This is a genomic window from Actinomyces sp. oral taxon 169 (assembly GCF_013394715.1).
Taxonomy (GTDB): Bacteria; Actinomycetota; Actinomycetes; order Actinomycetales; family Actinomycetaceae; genus Actinomyces.
On the sequence record NZ_CP058259.1, the window covers coordinates 2,693,695 to 2,710,005 of the forward strand.

The window sequence follows — 16,311 nt, forward strand, 5'->3', positions numbered from 1 at the left end:
CCGCCAGGGCGCGGAGGCACCGTCCCTCAGGCCTCCAGCGCCTCCGCTACCTCGAGCCACTGCTCCTCCAGATCGGCGTGGGTCGCCTCGGCGGCCACGAGCTCACGACCGAGCTCGGCCAGCTCCCCCACCCGGTTCGGATCGGCCGAGACCTCCTCCATGCGCGCGTGCAGAGCGGCGAGAGACTGAGCCGCCCGCTCCATCTTCCGCTCAATGCGCCCCAGGGCCTTGCGAGCCTCGTGCCGACGGGCCCCGCTGGTGGCGCTGCGCTCAGACGTGGGCTCTGCCGCCCGCGTCGCCGCGGATGCCGCAGCGCCCGCTGAGGCTCTGGGACTCCCGGCGGCGCCCATGGCCTCGCGGCGCATCTGGAGGTACTGCTCGACCCCGCCGGGCAGATCACGCACACTGCCGCCGCCCAGCAGCGCCACCTGGTGGTCGGTCACCCGTTCCAGGAGGTAGCGGTCGTGGGAGACGACCACGAGGGTGCCGGGGAAGGAGTCGAGGATGTCCTCGACGGCGGCCAGGGTGTCGGTGTCCAGGTCGTTGGTGGGCTCGTCGAGCAGGAGCACATTGGGCTCGGTCATGAGCAGGCGCAGGAGCTGGAGCCGGCGGCGCTCCCCGCCGCTGACCTCCCCCACCCGGGTCCAGGCCCGCTGACGGGTGAAGCCCAGGCGCTCGACGAGCTGGGCCGCGGTCATCTCCTTGTCCCCGACGACGACCCTCTCCCCCACCATGGCCACGGCCTCGACGACGCGCAGGTCCGCGAGCGCGTCGAGCTCGTGGGTGGACTGGGACAGGGTGGCCACCTGGACGGTCTTGCCACGGGCGACGCGGCCTTCAGTTGGCTCCTGGACGCCTTCGAGCAGGCGCAGCAGGGTGGTCTTGCCGGCTCCGTTGACGCCGACGACGCCGACGCGCTCACCGGGGGCGAGCCGCCAGGTGACTCGGCGCAGGACCTCCCGCTGGGTCGCCTCGCCGGTGTCGGTGGGCGGCCCGGGGTAGCGCACGGTGACGTCCTCCAGGTCGAGGACCTTCTTGCCCAGGCGGGCCGTGGCCATGGCGGTCAGGGCCACGGTGTCGCGCGGGGGCGGCACGTCGGCGATGAGGGCCTCGGCGGCATCGATGCGGAAGCGGGGCTTAGAGGTTCGGGCGGGGGCGCCGCGGCGCAGCCAGGCCAGCTCCTTGCGCAGGAGGTTCTCCCGCTTGACGGCGGCCACGGCGGCCTGGCGGGCGCGCTCGGCCCGAGCCAGGACATAGGCGGCGTAGCCGCCGTCGTAGGTCTCGATGCGGCCGGCCACCTGGGGGCGCCCGCCGCCGGGATCGACACCGGGGACGACCTCCCACACGTTGGTGCAGATGGCGTCCAGGAACCAGCGGTCGTGGGTGACGGTCACCAGGGCGCCGGAGGCCCGGCCACCCGGGCCGTTGAAGCGGGCCCGCAGGTGACGGGCGAGCCAGTCCACGCCCTCGACATCGAGGTGGTTGGTGGGCTCATCGAGGATGACGACGTCGGCGCGGCGGGTGAGGACCGCGGCCAGGGCGACGCGGCGGCGCTGGCCCCCGGAGAGGGTGGCGACGTCGGCGGACAGGTCGAGGTCGGCGATGAGTCCGGCGTGGATGTCACGCACGGCCGGGTCGGAGGCCCACTCGTGCTCGGGGGCCCGGCCGTGGACGGCGGTGCGCACGGTGGCGCCCGGCGGCAGGTCGTCAGCCTGGCTCAGGACCGCCACGCTCACGCCGCCGGTGCGGGTGACGCGGCCGCCGTCGGGCTCGCGCCGACCGGCCAGGGCCGCCAGGAAGGTGGACTTGCCGGCGCCGTTGGGGCCCAGGACGCCGACGCGGGTGCCGTCCTCCAGCCCGAGGGTGACCTCGTCCAGGAGCAGGCGGGAGCCGACCGTCAGGCGCAGGTTCTCCACGCCGAGCAGGTGCGCCATCAGCCCACCACCCGGGCGCCGGCCACGGGGGCGTCGGCGCGCAGGACGTCGGCGACCTGGCCCGAGGCCTTCAGTGCGCGCGAGACCCGTTGGGCACTGCCGGGGTCCTCGACGAGGGCGGCGATGGTGGGGCCGGAGCCGGAGACGATGGCGCGCAGGGCCCCGGCCTCCTCGGCCACGGCGATGACCTCGGCCAGCTCGGGGCGCAGGTCGAGGGCGGCGGCCTGGAGGTCGTTGTGGAGGGAGGCGGCCAGGGCGCGGGCGTCCCCGGCGCGCAGGGCGGCGGTGAGGGCCTCGGGCACGTCGCGCACGGCGGGCTGCCCGCCACCGGTCAGCTCATCGAAGCGCCGGAAGACCGCCGGGGTGGACAGGCCCTCCTCGGCCAGGGCGAAGACCCAGTGGTAGACGCCCCGGGTCATGATCGGGGTGACCAGGTCGCCGCGGCCGCTCCCGACGGCGGTGGCCCCGGTCAGGGGAAAGGGGACGTCGGCCCCCAGGCGCGCGGCCAGGGCGGACAGCTCGGGCAGGGACAGGCCCGTGCCCCACAGGGCGTTGCAGGCCACGAGGGCGGCGGCGGCGTCGGCGGATCCTCCGGCCATCCCGCCGGCGACGGGGACGCGCTTGCGCAGCAGGAGGTCGACGCCCTCGCTGACGCCGGTGGTCTGCGCCAGGAGCGTGGCGGCCCGCACGGCCAGGTTGGACTCGTCCACCGGCACGTCGGCGTCGGGCTCCTCAAGGGTGAGGGTGACGGTGCCGTGGTCCTGGGCGGACTGCCTGCGGGCAGTGACGGTCTCGATGAGGCGGACCGCCTGGAAGACCGTGGTGAGCGGGTGGTAGCCGTCTGGGCCGGGGGCGCCGACGGACAGGAAGAGGTTGACCTTGCCGGGGGCCTCGACGCGCACCGAGCTGGCCGAGCCGCTGCGGGGCGGCGCGGCGGACTCGCGCGGACCGGTGGGGCCGTCGGGGACGGCACGCAGATGGCTCATGACTGCTCCTGTGAGGTGGGAGGCGTTGGCGCAGCGGTCTCATCGGCGACGACGGGCTGCAGCACCTCGGCCAGGGCGGCGAAGGCGGTGATGTCGAGGGTCTCGCCGCGCCGGGTCGGGTCGATGCCGGCGGCGCGCAGGGCGGACTCGGCTGCGTCGGCCCCTCCGGCGAGCCTGGCCAGGGCTTTGCGCAGGGTCTTGCGGCGCTGGGCGAAGGCGGCATCGACCACGGCGAAGACCTGCTCGCGGGTGGCGCGCGTGGTGGGGGGCCGGCGGCGCACGAGCTCGACGAGGGCGGAGTCGACGTTGGGCACGGGCCAGAAGACGTGCCGGGAGATGGTCAGGGTGCGACGGGCCTCGGCGTACCAGGCGGCCTTGACGCTGGGGACGCCGTAGGTCCGCGAGCCGGGTTCGGCGGCGAGGCGGTCGGCGACCTCGGCCTGGACCATGACGGTGACGCTCTCCAGGCTGGGCAGGGCCTCCAGCGCGGTGAGCAGGACGGGGACGGCCACGTTGTAGGGCAGGTTCGCCACGAGGCGGGTGGGCGGAGGCTCGGCCTCGCCCAGCGAGTCCGGGCCGGTGATACTCAGCGCGTCGGCCTGGATGAGCGTCAGGCGGCCGGCGGCCTGCGGCATGCGGTCGGCGACGGTGACGGGCAGTGCCCGGGCCAGGGCGGGGTCGATCTCGACGGCGATCACTCGCGCCCCGGTCTCCAGCAGGGCCAGGGTCAGGGAGCCCAGGCCCGGCCCGATCTCCAGGACCGTGTCCTGGGGACGCACGCCCGCACTCCTGACGATGCGGCGCACCGTGCCCGCGTCGTGGACGAAGTTCTGCCCCAGCGTCTTGGTGGGGCGGATGCCCAGCGCCTGGCACAGGCCACGGACCTCCGTGGGGCCCAGGAGACCGGCGGCACGGGAGCCCGGAGAGGCGCCATGATCCTGAGGATCCCGGGGGCCCGAGTGGGGGTGCTCCGCGCGGGCCGCATCGGCGGGGGTCTCAGAGGTGGCCTCACAGGCTCCTGCAGGGTCGGGCCCGTCGGTGGGGGCGGCTCCTGCCGGGGGCACCTGTGAATCGGGGACCGGCAACGTCATGAGGACACAGTAACCGGCGCCCGCCTTTTGTCACTGTGAGATATCTGGGAACATGCCGCACGGTCTCTGCATCATCCACTCCGGGATCTGCGCGGCACCCCGGTGCGGCTCGGGCCGCTCAGCGCAGGCCGAGCTTGTCGGCGCAGCCGGGCCACTGCCCCCAGCCGGCCTGGGCCTGAAGCTTCTTGGCCATGGCGGTCTGGGTGGCGGCGTCGGCCTCGTAGGGGTAGCCGGTTCCACCCAGGGACTGCCAGGTCTCCAGGGTGAACTGGTACATGCCGTAAAAGCCGTTGCCGGTGTTGGTGGCCGGGTTGCCGCCGGACTCGCACTGGGCGAGCTTGGCCCAGACGTCGTCCCCGACCGAACCGTCATTCCCGCCGGCACTGCCGCCCGACGCCGAACCGCCAGAACCTCCGGCGGACTCCGACGACGCCGACGGAGCGGGAGCCTGCCCCTGAGACTGGGACTGGCCTTGAGACTGTCCCTGCCCCCGGGACTGAGACTGTTCCGGCTTGTTCTCCTGCTTCTTGGCCGCACCGGTGCCGACCAGGACGACCTCATCGACCTTCTGGGTAACGACGACCTGAGCGACGGGAGTGCGGGAGACCTCCTTGCCGCCCACGGTGGTGACTTCGTAGGTGGTGCGCACGACGCCGTCGACGCCGGCCATGGCCACCTTGGTCTCGCCTTCGGACAGATCGCCGCTCTCCTGCTGGACCGAGCCGTGGGGATCGGTGGCGTCGACCGTCTCGGTGGTCACCTTCTGGGTGCTCGGCGTGACCGAGACCCGGCTGCGACCGCCTTCAGCCCCCAGGCCATCGGTGCCCTTCGCGGCCGCCTCGACACCGGAGGTGCGTGAGGGCTCCCCCGCGCGAACAGCGGCGTACGCAGCCCCGGAGACCGCGACTGACAGGGCCAGGGCCGCCACACCGGCGCGCAGCGCGATGGTGCGCATGCTGCGCTGCCCATGTTGCCCGTGTTCCCCATGGGCCGTCTCCTGCGGGACCGGCGCCTGCGGCTCCTCCGGCAGGGCGTGGGCGTGGGAACGGGCGAGGGGAGTCATGGGGAGACGTCCTTCCAGTTGACGGCGAGTGCCACGGTAGTGGAAGCGTCACGGCGGCGACAATTAGCCACCTCACTCCTGCGTGACCTGCGTCCCATGACAATGGCGACGGCGCCAGTCTCGCTGAGAGACGGGCGCCGTCGACGACGTTCCGGGCGGCTGCTTCGGCTCAGTACCAGCCGACGGACTCGGAGTGGGCCCAGGCCGAGCAGGGGGTGCCGTAGCGGCCCGAGATGTAGTTCAAGCCCCAGGTGATCTGGGTGCTGGGGTTGGTGGCCCAATCGTCGGCGACCTCGCTCATCTTGGTGCCGGGCAGCGCCTGGGGGATGCCGTAGGCGCCCGAGGAGGCGTTCTCGGCCTGGTAGTTCCAGCTGGACTCACGGGTCCACAGGCTCTCCAGGCAGGAGAACTCGGAGTCCCCCCAGCCGTGGCTGGCCATCATGGAGCGGGCAATGGCCTTGGCGCTGTCGGGGTCGGTCCCCGCGCCGGGGTTGGCCGCAGGAGCCGGAGTGCTGCTGTTCGAGCCCTCACTGCCCCCGTTGGCCTGGGCGGCCTGCCCATCACCGGCGGACTGGGCCTGCTGAGCGGCCTCCTGCTGGGCCTGCTGCGCCTGCTGCTCCCCAGTACCCACCAGGACGACCTCGTCCACCTTCTTGGTGACGACGACCTGCGCGACCGGGGTGCGGGAGACCTCCTTGCCGTCCTGGGTGGTCACCTCGTAGGTGGTGCGCACGAGACCGTCAACGCCGGCGGTCTCAACCTTGGTCTCACCCTTGGGCAGGGAGTCGGTCTCCTTCTTCACCGTGCTGTGAACCTGCGGCTCGTCGACGGTGGTGGTGGAGGTCTGGGCGCTGGCGATCTTGCCGGAACCGGCCTTCGGGGTGGCAGCCGCCTTGGCCTGCCCGTCCGACTCACCACCGATCAGCCCGAAGGAACCGCCCGAGGAGGAACTCCCCTCGTCATCCCCCGCGGAGATGGCCGCGTAGGCGGCACCGGAGACCGCCAGGGAGAAGGCCGCGGCAGCGCCCCCCGCCTTGAACAGCATGGGGGTCAGGGAGGTCTTGGCAGGCCCCTCGGCGCGACGACGGCCGTGGCTTGCCGAGTCGGCCCGCTTCTTGGAGGCCAAGGACCCGAGGCCGGCGAGTGTAGTACTCAGGGAGCTGGTCTGGGAGTGACGACCCACGATAGAACTTCCTTCGTTTTGACGACTGCGTGTCACCGTAACCGATGACCCAGGGGCGTGCCAATGCACCTGCTCACACCCTGTGGGCTTGTGATGGAACCGTGCAGACAGGCCCTGATTCCAACCTGTCTCCCACCTGGGACACCCCTGGACGAACGGTGGCAACCTGGGAGGCATCGTCCGGACAAAATCGGCCATACCGGGACCGCCTCGGGGTCTTTTCCTTTCCCTCCGATGGCGGGCATCCTCCCCGCAGGACGTCAGGGTCCATAGGTCTGAGTCTCAGACGGATCCCGTCGGCCCTCGGCGGCCGACGGCGATCACCAGCTCCCGTAGACCGCCTCGGTGGTGGCCTGCAGACGCCGGCAGAGGTCTTCCTCACTCAGGCCCCGCTGCTCAGCCAGGAAGCGGACCGTGTCGCCCAGCAGGTAGGAGGCGTTGGGGCGGCCGCGCCAGCGCTTGGGCGGGAGGTAGGGGGCGTCGGTCTCCACCAGGAGCAGCGACTCGGGCAGGGTGGCGACCGCCTCCCGCAGGGTGTCGTTGGCTGGGTAGGTCAGCGGGCCGGCGATGGAGGCATACCAGCCGTGCTCGGCGCAGGCGGCGGCCAGCTGCGGCCCGCCTGAGAAGCAGTGGAAGACGGTGCGCGCGGGGGCGCCGTCGGCCTTGAGGACCTCCACGCAGGCGGCGTGCGCGTCACGGTCGTGGATCTGCAGGGGCAGGTCGAGGTCCTTGGCCAGGGCGATGTGCGCCCGGAAGGCCTCACGCTGGGCGACGGCCCCCTTTTCACCGGTGCGGAAGAAATCCAGGCCGCTCTCCCCGACGGCGACGACGACGTCGGCGTTCGCCCTGAGCGTCTCCTCGAGGCGGACCATGACCTCCTCGAGCGGCTCGGCATGATGCTCCTGAGCCCGAGGTGCGAGCCCGTCGGGGCCGGTCTCGCGCACCCCGGCGTGGAGGACGGCCTCGTTGGGGTGCACGGCCAGGGCCACACGCACGCCAGGCAGCTCTCGGGCCAGGGCCAGGCTCTCCTGCCAGGTGGTGACCTCGCAGGCGGAGGTCACCATGCGGGTCACGCCCACGGCGGCGGCGCGCTCGACCAGCTCGGCGGCACTCAGCGGCGCCTCGGAGCCGGGGCCGCCGGCGTCCGCCGCGACCGGCAGGTGCGTGTGGTTGTCGGTGACCGGGGCCGCCAGGGGGGCGACGGCGTCGGCCGGCGGCCAGGAGCGGTCCCGCTTCCTCGATCCCATGCGCCCTCAGGAGCCGGTGACGTCGTCGGGCACGGAGCCGGCGTAACGGGCCAGCTCGGCGTCGACGATCGACTCGTCCAGCTTGGTGAACACCGGGGTCGGCTTGGCCACGGGAGTGCCGACGGTCACCGGGTGGCGTCCCCAGGTCGGGGCGTCCTGGTAGTCGCCGGTGATGATCGGGTAGCCGGTGCGGCCGTCGAAGGCCTCGGGCAGGTACTCGGGGTCGAGCTCGGCGACCTCCTCGATGCGGGGCATCGGGGCGATCCGGCCGGACCCGCCCAGGACCCGGTCGACGTCGTTGGCGGCGTGCGGCAGGAAGGGCGAGAGCATGAGGTTGAGGTCGGTGACCGCCTGGGCCAGTGTGTGCAGGACCGTGGCCAGGCGGGCCTGGGTGGCGGGGTCCTCGCCCTTGAGCTTGAAGGGCTGGGTGTCGGCGACGTACTTGTTGGCCTCGCCGACCAGGCGCATCGCCTCCCCCAGGGCGGCCTTCTGGCGGTGCTGGGCGATGAGGTCGCCCACGGAGGCGAAGCCGGCCTCGACGGCGTCGAGCAGGGCCCGGTCGATGTCCTCCAGCTCGGCGGGCTGGGGGATCTGCCCGAAGCGCTTGTGGATCATGGAGGCGGTGCGGTTGACCAGGTTGCCCCAGCCGGCCACGAGCTCGCCGTTGGTGCGCCGCACGAACTCCGCCCAGGTGAAGTCCGCGTCCGCGGTCTCCGGGCCGGCCGCGCAGATGAAGTAGCGCAGGGCGTCGGCCTGGTAGCGCTCGAGGAAGTCGCGCACGTAGATGACGATGCCGTGGGAGGAGGAGAACTTCTTGCCCTCCATGGTGAGGAACTCGCTGGAGACGACCTCGGTGGGCAGGTTGAGCACGCCCAGGCACCCGGGCTCGCCGCCGGCCGCGCCCTGACCGTTGTAGCCCAGGAGCTCGGCGGGCCAGATCTGGGAGTGGAAGACGATGTTGTCCTTGCCCATGAAGTAGTAGGACAGGGCCTGCGGGTCGTTCCACCAGGCACGCCACGCCTCGGGGTCGCCGCTGCGGCGCGCCCACTCCACGGAGGCGGACAGGTAGCCGATGACGGCGTCGAACCAGACGTAGAGCCGCTTGGTGGGCTGGTCCTCCCAGCCGGGAACCGGGATGCCCCAGTCGATGTCCCGGGTCATGGCGCGCGGGCGGATGTCCCCCAGGAGGTTCTGGGAGAACTTGATGACGTTGGGCCGCCAGGTACCGGAGGCCTCGCGCTCGTCGAGCCAGGCGCCCAGGGCCTGAGCCAGTGCGGGCAGGTCCAGGAACCAGTGGGTGGTCTCCACGAACTCGGGGGTCTCGCCGTTGATCCGCGAGCGCGGGTTGATGAGGTCGGTGGGGTCGAGCTGATTGCCGCAGGTGTCGCACTGGTCCCCGCGGGCACCCTCGGCGCCGCAGATCGGGCAGGTGCCCTCGATGTAGCGGTCGGGCAGGGTGCGCCCGGTGGAGGGGGAGATCGCCGAGCGGGTCACCTGCTGAACCATGTAGCCGTTGTCCCGCACGGTGGTGAACATGTCCTGGACCACGTGGTAGTGGTTGCCGGCGGTGGTGCGGGTGAACAGGTCGTAGGACAAACCCAGGGCCACGAGGTCCTCGACAATGAGCCGATTGTTGCGGTCGGCGAGCTCACGGGCGCTGAGACCCTCCTCGTCGGCGGCGACGAGGATCGGGGTGCCGTGCTCATCGGTGCCCGAGACCATGAGGACGTCATGACCGGCCATGCGCATGTAGCGCGAGAAGACGTCAGAGGGGACACCGAAGCCGGCGACGTGGCCGATGTGACGCGGGCCGTTGGCGTACGGCCAGGCGACTGCGGACAGGATGTGGGTCATGGAGGTCAGCCTATCGGGTTCCCGACCGATTCAGTCCACGGCCACGGATCTGGTCCACCGCCTGCGGGGATGCACCGCCACCCGGTAGTCTGTCCGAGTCGTGCGGCTCCCGCCCGGTGATTGTTCCGACATATCGACACCTCCTGTGAGGTCTCGGGTGCGCTGCGGGCTTCCGGCATCACCATGCTGCCGTGCACGCCGTCATGACGTGTTCCCACGCGCCTCTCACACGGACACGATGGACCAGAAAGGCCAGTTATGTCCCAGTACCCCGGCTCCCAGTACCCAGCGAGCCCAGCCGGCTGGTCGGCCAATGGCTACGACCCGGCTCTAGCCGGTGCTCAGTCGTCGCAGTACCCGCCGGCCGCACCGTTCCAGACGCCTCAGGGTGGATACTCAGGTGCCGCGAGCCAGCCGGCGACGTCCAGGAGCCTGGCCGCCCCGACGGCCTTGGCGGTGGCCGGCCTGGCCATCCTCCTGATCGCCATCATCGGCGGAATCGGCTCGGCAGTCACCCGCGGCCAGTTCAACGCCACCGTCTCCAACCTGCCGGATGACCAGGCCGCCACGGTGGAGCTGGACAAGGGCAGCACCTACGGGCTGTTCTACAGCGACGGCGACGACGCGCCGGAGTGCTCGGTGACCTCTCCCGATGGCGACGACGTCGACACGAAGTCCAGCTCGTCGTCCACGAAGGTCAAGGGCGGCAAACTCTTCTCGACCTTCTCCTCCAAGAAGTCGGGCGCCTACACCGTTGACTGCAACAGCACTGCGGGAGTCTCCGTCGGTGAGATCGTCGCCCCCTCGTCGGCGACGGCCACCCTGCTGTCACTGTTCGGGGCCGTCGGCGCGATCATCATGGCGGTCGTGGGTCTGGCGATGGGCGCCGGCGGCATGGCCTGGCGCTCCAAGCTGGCCGCCGCCGGTAGCGCTCCGGCGGCGACGGGTGAGGCCTTCAGCACAACGGCCGGCGCAGCGCCCGGCACCCCAACCGTCTACACCCAGGGGGCCTGGCAGTCCGACCAGCAGCCGCAGGCGGCGCAGTACGCCCAGCAGCCCCAGTACCAGCAGCCGGAGCCGGCCCCCCAGCAGGCGCCTTACGCGGCTTCGGCCGCGGGGGCGGGAGCCCAGCCCCAGTACTCACAGGTCGCCCCGACCGCCCAGTTCGGGTGGACGGGTCAGCAACCGGCTCAACAACCTGCGCAGCAGCAGGCTCAGCAGCCCGCGCAGCCCTCGGTGTTCACCCAGCCCGTGCAGCAGGGGCAGCAGCAGGCTCAGCCCGGGCAGCCGGGCCCGTACCAGCAGCCCGGCGGCTGGCCGGCCCAGTAGCCCTCCTCAGGCAACGCATGGGTGCCCTCACCGAGGCGATCGGTGAGGGCACCCATGGTGTTCGGGGCGATTCGGGCCCGACCCCGGTGACCGGCCCGGCTGGCCGGTGCGAGCAGACCTTCAGTGGGAGGGCACCAGCTCAATGCCGGCGGCACTCATGTCGGCGCGGGCGGCGCGGCCCAGCTCGGGGCTGACCGGTTCGGTCAGATCGGTCAGGACCCGCACCCGGTAGCCCTGCCGGACCGCGTCTAGGGCAGTGTCCTTGACGCAGTGGGACTCGGCCAGGCCGACGACGTCGACGCCCTCGATTCCAGCGGCACTGAGGATGTTGGCCAGGCTGCGCCCGTCCTCGTCAACGCCCTCGAAGCCGGAGTAGGCGGCGGCGTACTGGCCCTTCTTCACGGCGGCGTCGGCCTCCAGAGCGCTCAGGGCGGGGTGGATCTGGGCCTCGGCGGAGTCGGCCACGCCGTGAACGGGCCAGGTGTCGATGAAGTCGGGTTCACTGGAGAAGTGCTCACCGGGGTCGATGTGCCAGTCCTGGGTGGTGACCACCAGGTCGTAGTCCCCCCGGTGGGAGGACAGGTGGGCGGCGATGCGCTCGGCGACGGCGTTGCCGCCGGTCACCGGCAGGGCGCCTCCTTCGCAGAAGGTGGGCTGGACGTCGACGATGATGAGGGCCCGCCGAGCGGGGGCCTGGGAACCGGTGCGGTGCTCGGAGTTCATGACCCGACCATAGCGGGATCGGCCCCGCCAGGAGCCCGGTCGGTTCAGTTTGCAGTGTCACGCAGCTCCAGGGACACGCGGTAGACCTCGTTGGGGCGCAGACCGGCCTCACCGGCCGCCTGGGCCGCGGCCGCCTTGAGGCGCATACCGGCCTCGGCCAGCGTTAGGGCCTTGCGCGCGGCGGCCTCGGGGCTGGCGGCGACAGGCTCGGCTCCGGCGACCACGAGGACCACCTCCCCCAGGACGCCGTCGGCCGTGACCCGGGCCAGCTCGGCCAAGGGGGCCCGCAGCACCTGCTCATGGGTCTTGGTCAGCTCCCGGCACAGTGCCGCGGGGCGTTCGCCGCCAAGAACCTCGGCCATGGCGACCAGGGAGTCGTGGACGCGGCGGGGGGACTCCAGGAAGATCATGGTGCGCTCCTGGGTGGCCAGGGACTCCAGGGCCCGGCGCCGCTCCCCCGGCCTGCGCGGCAGGAACCCCTCGAAGCAGAAGCGGTCGGAGGCCAGCCCGGACAGGGCCAGGGCGGTCAGCACCGCCGAGGGGCCCGGTGCGACCGTGACGGGCACCTGCTCGCGCACCGCCGCCTGGACGAGCCGGTACCCGGGGTCGGAGACCGATGGCATGCCGGCGTCGGAGACGACCAGGACGCGCAGGCCGGCGCGGGCGGCCTCGAGCAGCTCGGCGGCGCGCTCGCGCTCATTGTGCTCGTGGAAGGCGATGACGCGCCCTCGGGGCTCGACGTCGAGGCGCTGGGCCAGGGACCGCAGCCGGCGGGTGTCCTCGGCGGCGATGAGGTCGGCCTGCTCCAGGGCGCGACGCAGCCGCAGCGAGGCGTCGGAGACATTGCCGATCGGGGTGGCGGCCAGGGTGATCGTCCCGCCGCGCAGGTCCGGGCTGTGGGCGGCGGGAGCATCGGCGGCATCGACGTCGTCGGTGGCATCGACGGCGACGGGTGCGGCGGGTGCGGGCGGGCTGCTCTCAGTCATAGGACACAGTATGTCGGTGCGCCCTCGATGAAGCCTCCGCCTACACTCGGGGTGTGACGACTCCGAGCGCGCTGTCTCCCGAACAGTCCCCCGAGCAGTCCCGCGACGGTTCCCCCGGCCCGGACGCGGAGCAGGAACGAGCACAGGAAGCCGCCCCGGCGCTGGACGAGGCCACGGACCCCGCGCCGGTCGAGGCCGCCGTCGCCGAGCCGGTCATCACCGAGCGCGACACCGAGCCTGCCGCCGAGCGCACCGAGGCCGAGCTGCGCACCATGCTCGGGCTGGGCCCGGTGGGTGCCGTGATGCCCCTCGGCGTGAGGGCCCGCGGGTGGATCGTCACCGGCGTCGTCGGCGTCATCGCCGCCCTGCTGCGCCTCATCGGGCTGAACCACCCCAAGACACTCATGTTCGATGAGATCTACTACGTCAAGGACGCCTACTCCCTGTGGCACCTGGGCTATGAGGCCGCCTGGGACGACAAGGCCGGCTCGGCTGACGCGGCCTTCGCCATGGGGGACTTCTCCAAGCTCACCGACAGCGCCGCCTACGTCGTCCACCCGCAGCTGGGCAAGTGGCTCATCGGTGCCGGCATGGAGATCTTCGGGCCGGAGTCGCCCTTCGGTTGGCGGTTCATGCCGGCCGTCGCCGGGATCCTCACGGTGATGCTGCTGGCGCGTCTGACGATGCGCCTGACGCGCTCACCGCTGCTGGCGGGCCTGGCCGGACTGCTCCTGGCGATCGACGGCGTGGCCCTGACCGAGTCCCGCATCGGGTTGCTGGACGTGTTCATCGGTTTCTTCGCCACCTTGTCCCTGTACTGCCTGGTCCGCGACCGGGAGTGGTCGCGGGCGCGACTGGCCCGCAAGATGGCGGGGACCACGCCCGGGGCGCGCGCCCCGCACGCCACCATCCGTCCCTGGCTGCTCGCCGCCGGCATCGCGCTGGGGCTGACCTGCTCCATCAAGTGGTCGGGTCTCTACCTCGTCGCGGTGTGCGGCATCGCCGTCGTCACCTGGGACACTCTGGCGCTGCGGCAAGTGCGCGCACGGGCCTGGTTCCTGGAGGGGACGGTCGCCCAGGGCGTGAGCGACTTCCTGCAGGCGATTCCGGTGGTCATCGTGGTCTACGTCGGCTGCTGGTGGTCCTGGTTCACCCACCTGGGCGCCTTCAAGCACGGCTGGACGGCCGAGCAGATCAAGCAGGGGCTGCCGGTTCCCGCCCCCTGGCTGTCCGGTTACGTCGACAACTCGGTGTTCGAGAAGATCAACGACTTCATCGCCTACCACCAGCAGATGTACGAGTTCCACGTGGGCCTGGACGCCCCGCACACGTACCAGTCGAAGCCCTCGGGCTGGCTGCTGCAGACCCGCCCGACCTCCTTCTTCTGGGAGGACAAGGCTCAAGTGCCGCAGACCTGCGGGGGCGGGGACTGCATTCAGGCCATCACCTCGATCGGGAACATCGTCATCTGGTGGTCGGCCGTGGTGGCGCTGGTGGCCGTGGTCATCATCGGGGTCAAGAACCGCGACTGGCGGGCCTGGGTGCCGCTCATCGGCTACCTGGGCCTGTACGTGCCCTGGTTCCAATACCGGGATCGCACCATCTTCACCTTCTACACGGTGGCCTTCGTGCCCTGCGTCGTGCTCGTCCTCGTGCTGGCGCTGGGCATGGCCTCCGGGCTGCTGCCACCGCTGCCGGGCTCGGCGAGCGCCGACACCCAGTTGGAGGCCCTCCTCAGGCGGCAGATCGGCCCGGGCATCCGGCCGTGGCGCGGCATGGGCGCCAGATTCCTGGGTTTCGGCCCGCAGTTCGCGCGTACACCCGTGTGGACGCCGCCGATGGAGGAGACCGACCCCGGCATCTACCGCATCAACCCGACTCTGGCCGACACCGACGACGACCTCGAGCCCGGCGACCCCCTCACCGACCCGCGCACCGATGCGGCCCTGGTGCGCGGCTACGACGAGCTGACCGGCTACCCGGCCCCGTCGACGTCGGAGGACGCCACCAAGCCGGCATGGTCCGACGGCGGAGTACCACGGCTGGCTGGCCGCCGTAGGCCGTGGGCCTCCTTGGCGAAGTGGACGATGGCGCCCACGTGGCAGATCCGCACCGAGGGCATCGGCCTCATCATCGTGGTCACGCTCCTGGCCTGCGCGGCGGCAGCCTTCTGGTGGCCGATCTGGACCGGGCAGACGGTCTCACGCTCCTTCTGGGTCTCGCATATGTTCCTGTCATCCTGGATCTGAGTCGCGTGGCTCCGCGGCGACGACGGTGATGTGCTGCTCGCCGCCGGGGTGCTCCAGCTCGTCGACGACGGCGAGCGCCAGGTCCTCAGGGCTGATGCGGGACTGCCCGCAGGCGTCCCGCAGAAGCGTGGCGGTTCCGCGGCGGTAGGAACCGGTGACGTCGCCTGGAGCGAAGATCGCCGGAGGGCTGAGATAGACCCAGCCCTCGTAGTTGTGCGCCTGGCACGCCCGGAACTGATCGAGGCTCGCCTGGGCCACGTCTCTCCAGACCGGCGGCACAATGGTGGGGTCGTCAATGGCGAAGGTGCCGGGATCACCGGGCGAGCGCAGCGGAGCCGCGCCCCCGATGATGAGCAGGGGCGTTCTGCTCCTGGAGGCGGCGTCCAGGACGGCCGTCGTCAGTCGGGCCAGGTCGCTCTCATGACCCGCGGGCGGACGGAGTGCGACCACAGCGGCGTCACTGTCGCGCAGGAGACCGGCCACACTCTCGCCGTCGGTGACGTCCAGCAGGCACGAGGTGAGGCGGGCGCCGGCCCGATGGCGTCGCCGCCGGGATACGGCGGTCACCTCGTGATCGCGGCTGAGCGCCTCGTTGACGACGGCTGTCCCGGCCATGCCGGTGGCACCAAGGACGGTGATTCTCATGAGGGGGCCTTTCGAGAGGAGGATCGGGAAGAGGGAGAGGCTAGCTGGCCCACGCTCATCGCGGTCAGAGCGAGCCCGAACCCCAGGAACTGGAAGGGTGTGAGTGCCTCATCGGCGATGACGTGCCCGAGGAGCGCCGCGGTCAGTGGTGAGAGCAGGCCCAGCAGCGCCGTCGGCGTGACCGGTAGGCGGCGGATGCCCGCGAACCACAGGGCGTAGGCGGCCAGCCCTCCTACGAGCCCGAGCCAGGCGTATCCCGCCACAGCCGCCGTGTCGATTCCGGTCGGGAGGCCGTCGATGACGAGGGTGGGCACAGTCAGCAGGAGGCCGGCACCGGTGAGCTGCCAGCCGGCCAGGTCGAGGGCACTGACGCCGTCGGGCCGGCCCCACCGTTTCGTGAGGACGACTCCCAGGCCCATCGAGACGGCCCCGCCCAGGCCGGCTGCCACCCCGAGGGCGTCGAGCTGCGCCTGCGGTCCCAGGACAACGAGAGCGATACCGACGACGCCGGCCACGCCCCACATCAGCCTCCATGCCGATAGGCGCTCACCAAGGACGGTGACGGCAAGGCCCGCGACGATGATCGGTTGCGCAGCCCCAAGTGTCGCGGCCACCCCTCCGGGCAGGCGCTGCGCGGCGACGAAAAGGAGGGGGAAGAAACAGGCCATGTTGAGGGCACCGAGGACGATGCTCTTCCACCACCATGTTCCGCGTGGCAGCTGCCGGGAGGCGAGGAGGGCGAGGACGCCCGCAGGGAACGTCCGCATCAGTGCCGCGAAGACCGGATGCCCCGGAGGAAGGGCATGCGTGGTGACGATGTACGTCGTCCCCCACACGGCCGGGGCCAGGGATGTCAGAGTGATCCAGGCGATTCTCGACCGGCCGCCTGACGTGGTGCCGTCGGGTGTGGCCGACCGGGAGTCGCACCTGGCGTTCGAGGGTTCGGCACGAGTCGTCATGCGTCCACCCTGAGGCGCGAGCATCGATCCGTCGATGACATAGATGGAATGACAGCGATGCT

13 protein-coding genes are annotated in these 16,311 nt (G+C 71.6%); 2 read left to right on the top strand and 11 right to left on the bottom strand.

Annotation, left to right across the window (positions count from 1 at the left end; all coding sequences use genetic code 11):
• Positions 1–26 precede the first annotated feature (26 nt).
• The 7 genes from HW274_RS11295 to metG form a co-directional block, all read right to left on the bottom strand.
• Positions 27–1,934 (bottom strand): ABC-F family ATP-binding cassette domain-containing protein, encoded by a 1,908-nt coding sequence (locus HW274_RS11295; RefSeq protein WP_185988826.1) that lies wholly within the window; start codon positions 1,932–1,934, stop codon positions 27–29.
• Positions 1,934–2,920, bottom strand: coding sequence for a 4-(cytidine 5'-diphospho)-2-C-methyl-D-erythritol kinase (locus HW274_RS11300; protein ID WP_075254957.1), 987 nt, complete (start codon positions 2,918–2,920; stop codon positions 1,934–1,936). The genes HW274_RS11295 and HW274_RS11300 overlap by 1 nt, the downstream gene beginning before the upstream one ends.
• Positions 2,917–4,011 carry a 16S rRNA (adenine(1518)-N(6)/adenine(1519)-N(6))-dimethyltransferase RsmA gene (gene rsmA, locus HW274_RS11305; protein WP_075254956.1) on the bottom strand — a complete coding sequence of 365 codons (1,095 nt, stop codon included), beginning with the start codon at positions 4,009–4,011 and terminating at the stop codon, positions 2,917–2,919. Before rsmA ends, HW274_RS11300 begins: the two co-directional genes overlap by 4 nt.
• 118 nt (positions 4,012–4,129) lie before the next feature.
• Complete coding sequence (locus HW274_RS11310; RefSeq protein ID WP_075254955.1) at positions 4,130–5,074, bottom strand: resuscitation-promoting factor; 945 nt, start codon at positions 5,072–5,074, stop codon at positions 4,130–4,132.
• Positions 5,075–5,243: 169 nt separating this feature from the next.
• Positions 5,244–6,257, bottom strand: coding sequence for a G5 domain-containing protein (locus HW274_RS11315; protein WP_185988827.1), 1,014 nt, complete (start codon positions 6,255–6,257; stop codon positions 5,244–5,246).
• 320 nt (positions 6,258–6,577) lie between these two features.
• Positions 6,578–7,504: a TatD family hydrolase gene (locus HW274_RS11320; protein ID WP_075254953.1), complete on the bottom strand. Its 927-nt coding sequence runs from the start codon at positions 7,502–7,504 to the stop codon at positions 6,578–6,580.
• Between the two features lie 6 nt (positions 7,505–7,510).
• Complete coding sequence (metG, locus tag HW274_RS11325) at positions 7,511–9,358, bottom strand: methionine--tRNA ligase (protein ID WP_075254952.1); 1,848 nt, start codon at positions 9,356–9,358, stop codon at positions 7,511–7,513.
• A gap of 258 nt (positions 9,359–9,616) precedes the next feature.
• Here metG and HW274_RS11330 point away from each other — a divergent pair, with 258 nt between their 5' ends.
• On the top strand, positions 9,617–10,687 hold the full coding sequence (locus tag HW274_RS11330; protein WP_075254951.1) for a hypothetical protein: 1,071 nt from the start codon (positions 9,617–9,619) through the stop codon (positions 10,685–10,687).
• 120 nt (positions 10,688–10,807) lie between these two features.
• Here HW274_RS11330 and HW274_RS11335 read toward each other — a convergent pair whose 3' ends face one another.
• Both HW274_RS11335 and rsmI read right to left on the bottom strand, forming a co-directional pair.
• A complete protein-coding gene (locus HW274_RS11335; protein WP_185988828.1) occupies positions 10,808–11,410 on the bottom strand; it encodes an isochorismatase family protein in 603 nt (200 codons plus the stop codon).
• A gap of 44 nt (positions 11,411–11,454) precedes the next feature.
• On the bottom strand, positions 11,455–12,396 hold the full coding sequence (rsmI, locus tag HW274_RS11340) for a 16S rRNA (cytidine(1402)-2'-O)-methyltransferase (RefSeq protein ID WP_185988829.1): 942 nt from the start codon (positions 12,394–12,396) through the stop codon (positions 11,455–11,457).
• A 53-nt stretch (positions 12,397–12,449) separates the two neighbouring features.
• Between rsmI and HW274_RS11345 the strand changes: the two genes are divergently transcribed.
• Positions 12,450–14,645 (top strand): dolichyl-phosphate-mannose--protein mannosyltransferase, encoded by a 2,196-nt coding sequence (locus tag HW274_RS11345; protein WP_185988830.1) that lies wholly within the window; start codon positions 12,450–12,452, stop codon positions 14,643–14,645.
• On the opposite strand, the gene HW274_RS11350 is transcribed toward HW274_RS11345, so the two are convergent.
• Positions 14,631–15,290, bottom strand: coding sequence for an NAD(P)-dependent oxidoreductase (locus HW274_RS11350; protein ID WP_185988831.1), 660 nt, complete (start codon positions 15,288–15,290; stop codon positions 14,631–14,633). The genes HW274_RS11345 and HW274_RS11350 overlap by 15 nt on opposite strands.
• On the bottom strand, positions 15,287–16,249 hold the full coding sequence (locus HW274_RS11355; RefSeq protein ID WP_185988832.1) for an EamA family transporter: 963 nt from the start codon (positions 16,247–16,249) through the stop codon (positions 15,287–15,289). Before HW274_RS11355 ends, HW274_RS11350 begins: the two co-directional genes overlap by 4 nt.
• Positions 16,250–16,311 lie beyond the last annotated feature (62 nt).

Coding starts and splice junctions, on each gene's coding strand:
- HW274_RS11300 (WP_075254957.1), bottom strand. CDS start 2,920: ATGAGCCATCTGCGTGCCGTCCCCGACGGCCCCACCGGTCCGCGCGAG.
- HW274_RS11330 (WP_075254951.1), top strand. CDS start 9,617: ATGTCCCAGTACCCCGGCTCCCAGTACCCAGCGAGCCCAGCCGGCTGG.
- HW274_RS11295 (WP_185988826.1), bottom strand. CDS start 1,934: ATGGCGCACCTGCTCGGCGTGGAGAACCTGCGCCTGACGGTCGGCTCC.
- HW274_RS11350 (WP_185988831.1), bottom strand. CDS start 15,290: ATGAGAATCACCGTCCTTGGTGCCACCGGCATGGCCGGGACAGCCGTC.
- metG (WP_075254952.1), bottom strand. CDS start 9,358: ATGACCCACATCCTGTCCGCAGTCGCCTGGCCGTACGCCAACGGCCCG.
- HW274_RS11320 (WP_075254953.1), bottom strand. CDS start 7,504: ATGGGATCGAGGAAGCGGGACCGCTCCTGGCCGCCGGCCGACGCCGTC.
- HW274_RS11310 (WP_075254955.1), bottom strand. CDS start 5,074: ATGACTCCCCTCGCCCGTTCCCACGCCCACGCCCTGCCGGAGGAGCCG.
- rsmI (WP_185988829.1), bottom strand. CDS start 12,396: ATGACTGAGAGCAGCCCGCCCGCACCCGCCGCACCCGTCGCCGTCGAT.
- rsmA (WP_075254956.1), bottom strand. CDS start 4,011: ATGACGTTGCCGGTCCCCGATTCACAGGTGCCCCCGGCAGGAGCCGCC.
- HW274_RS11335 (WP_185988828.1), bottom strand. CDS start 11,410: ATGAACTCCGAGCACCGCACCGGTTCCCAGGCCCCCGCTCGGCGGGCC.
- HW274_RS11355 (WP_185988832.1), bottom strand. CDS start 16,249: ATGACGACTCGTGCCGAACCCTCGAACGCCAGGTGCGACTCCCGGTCG.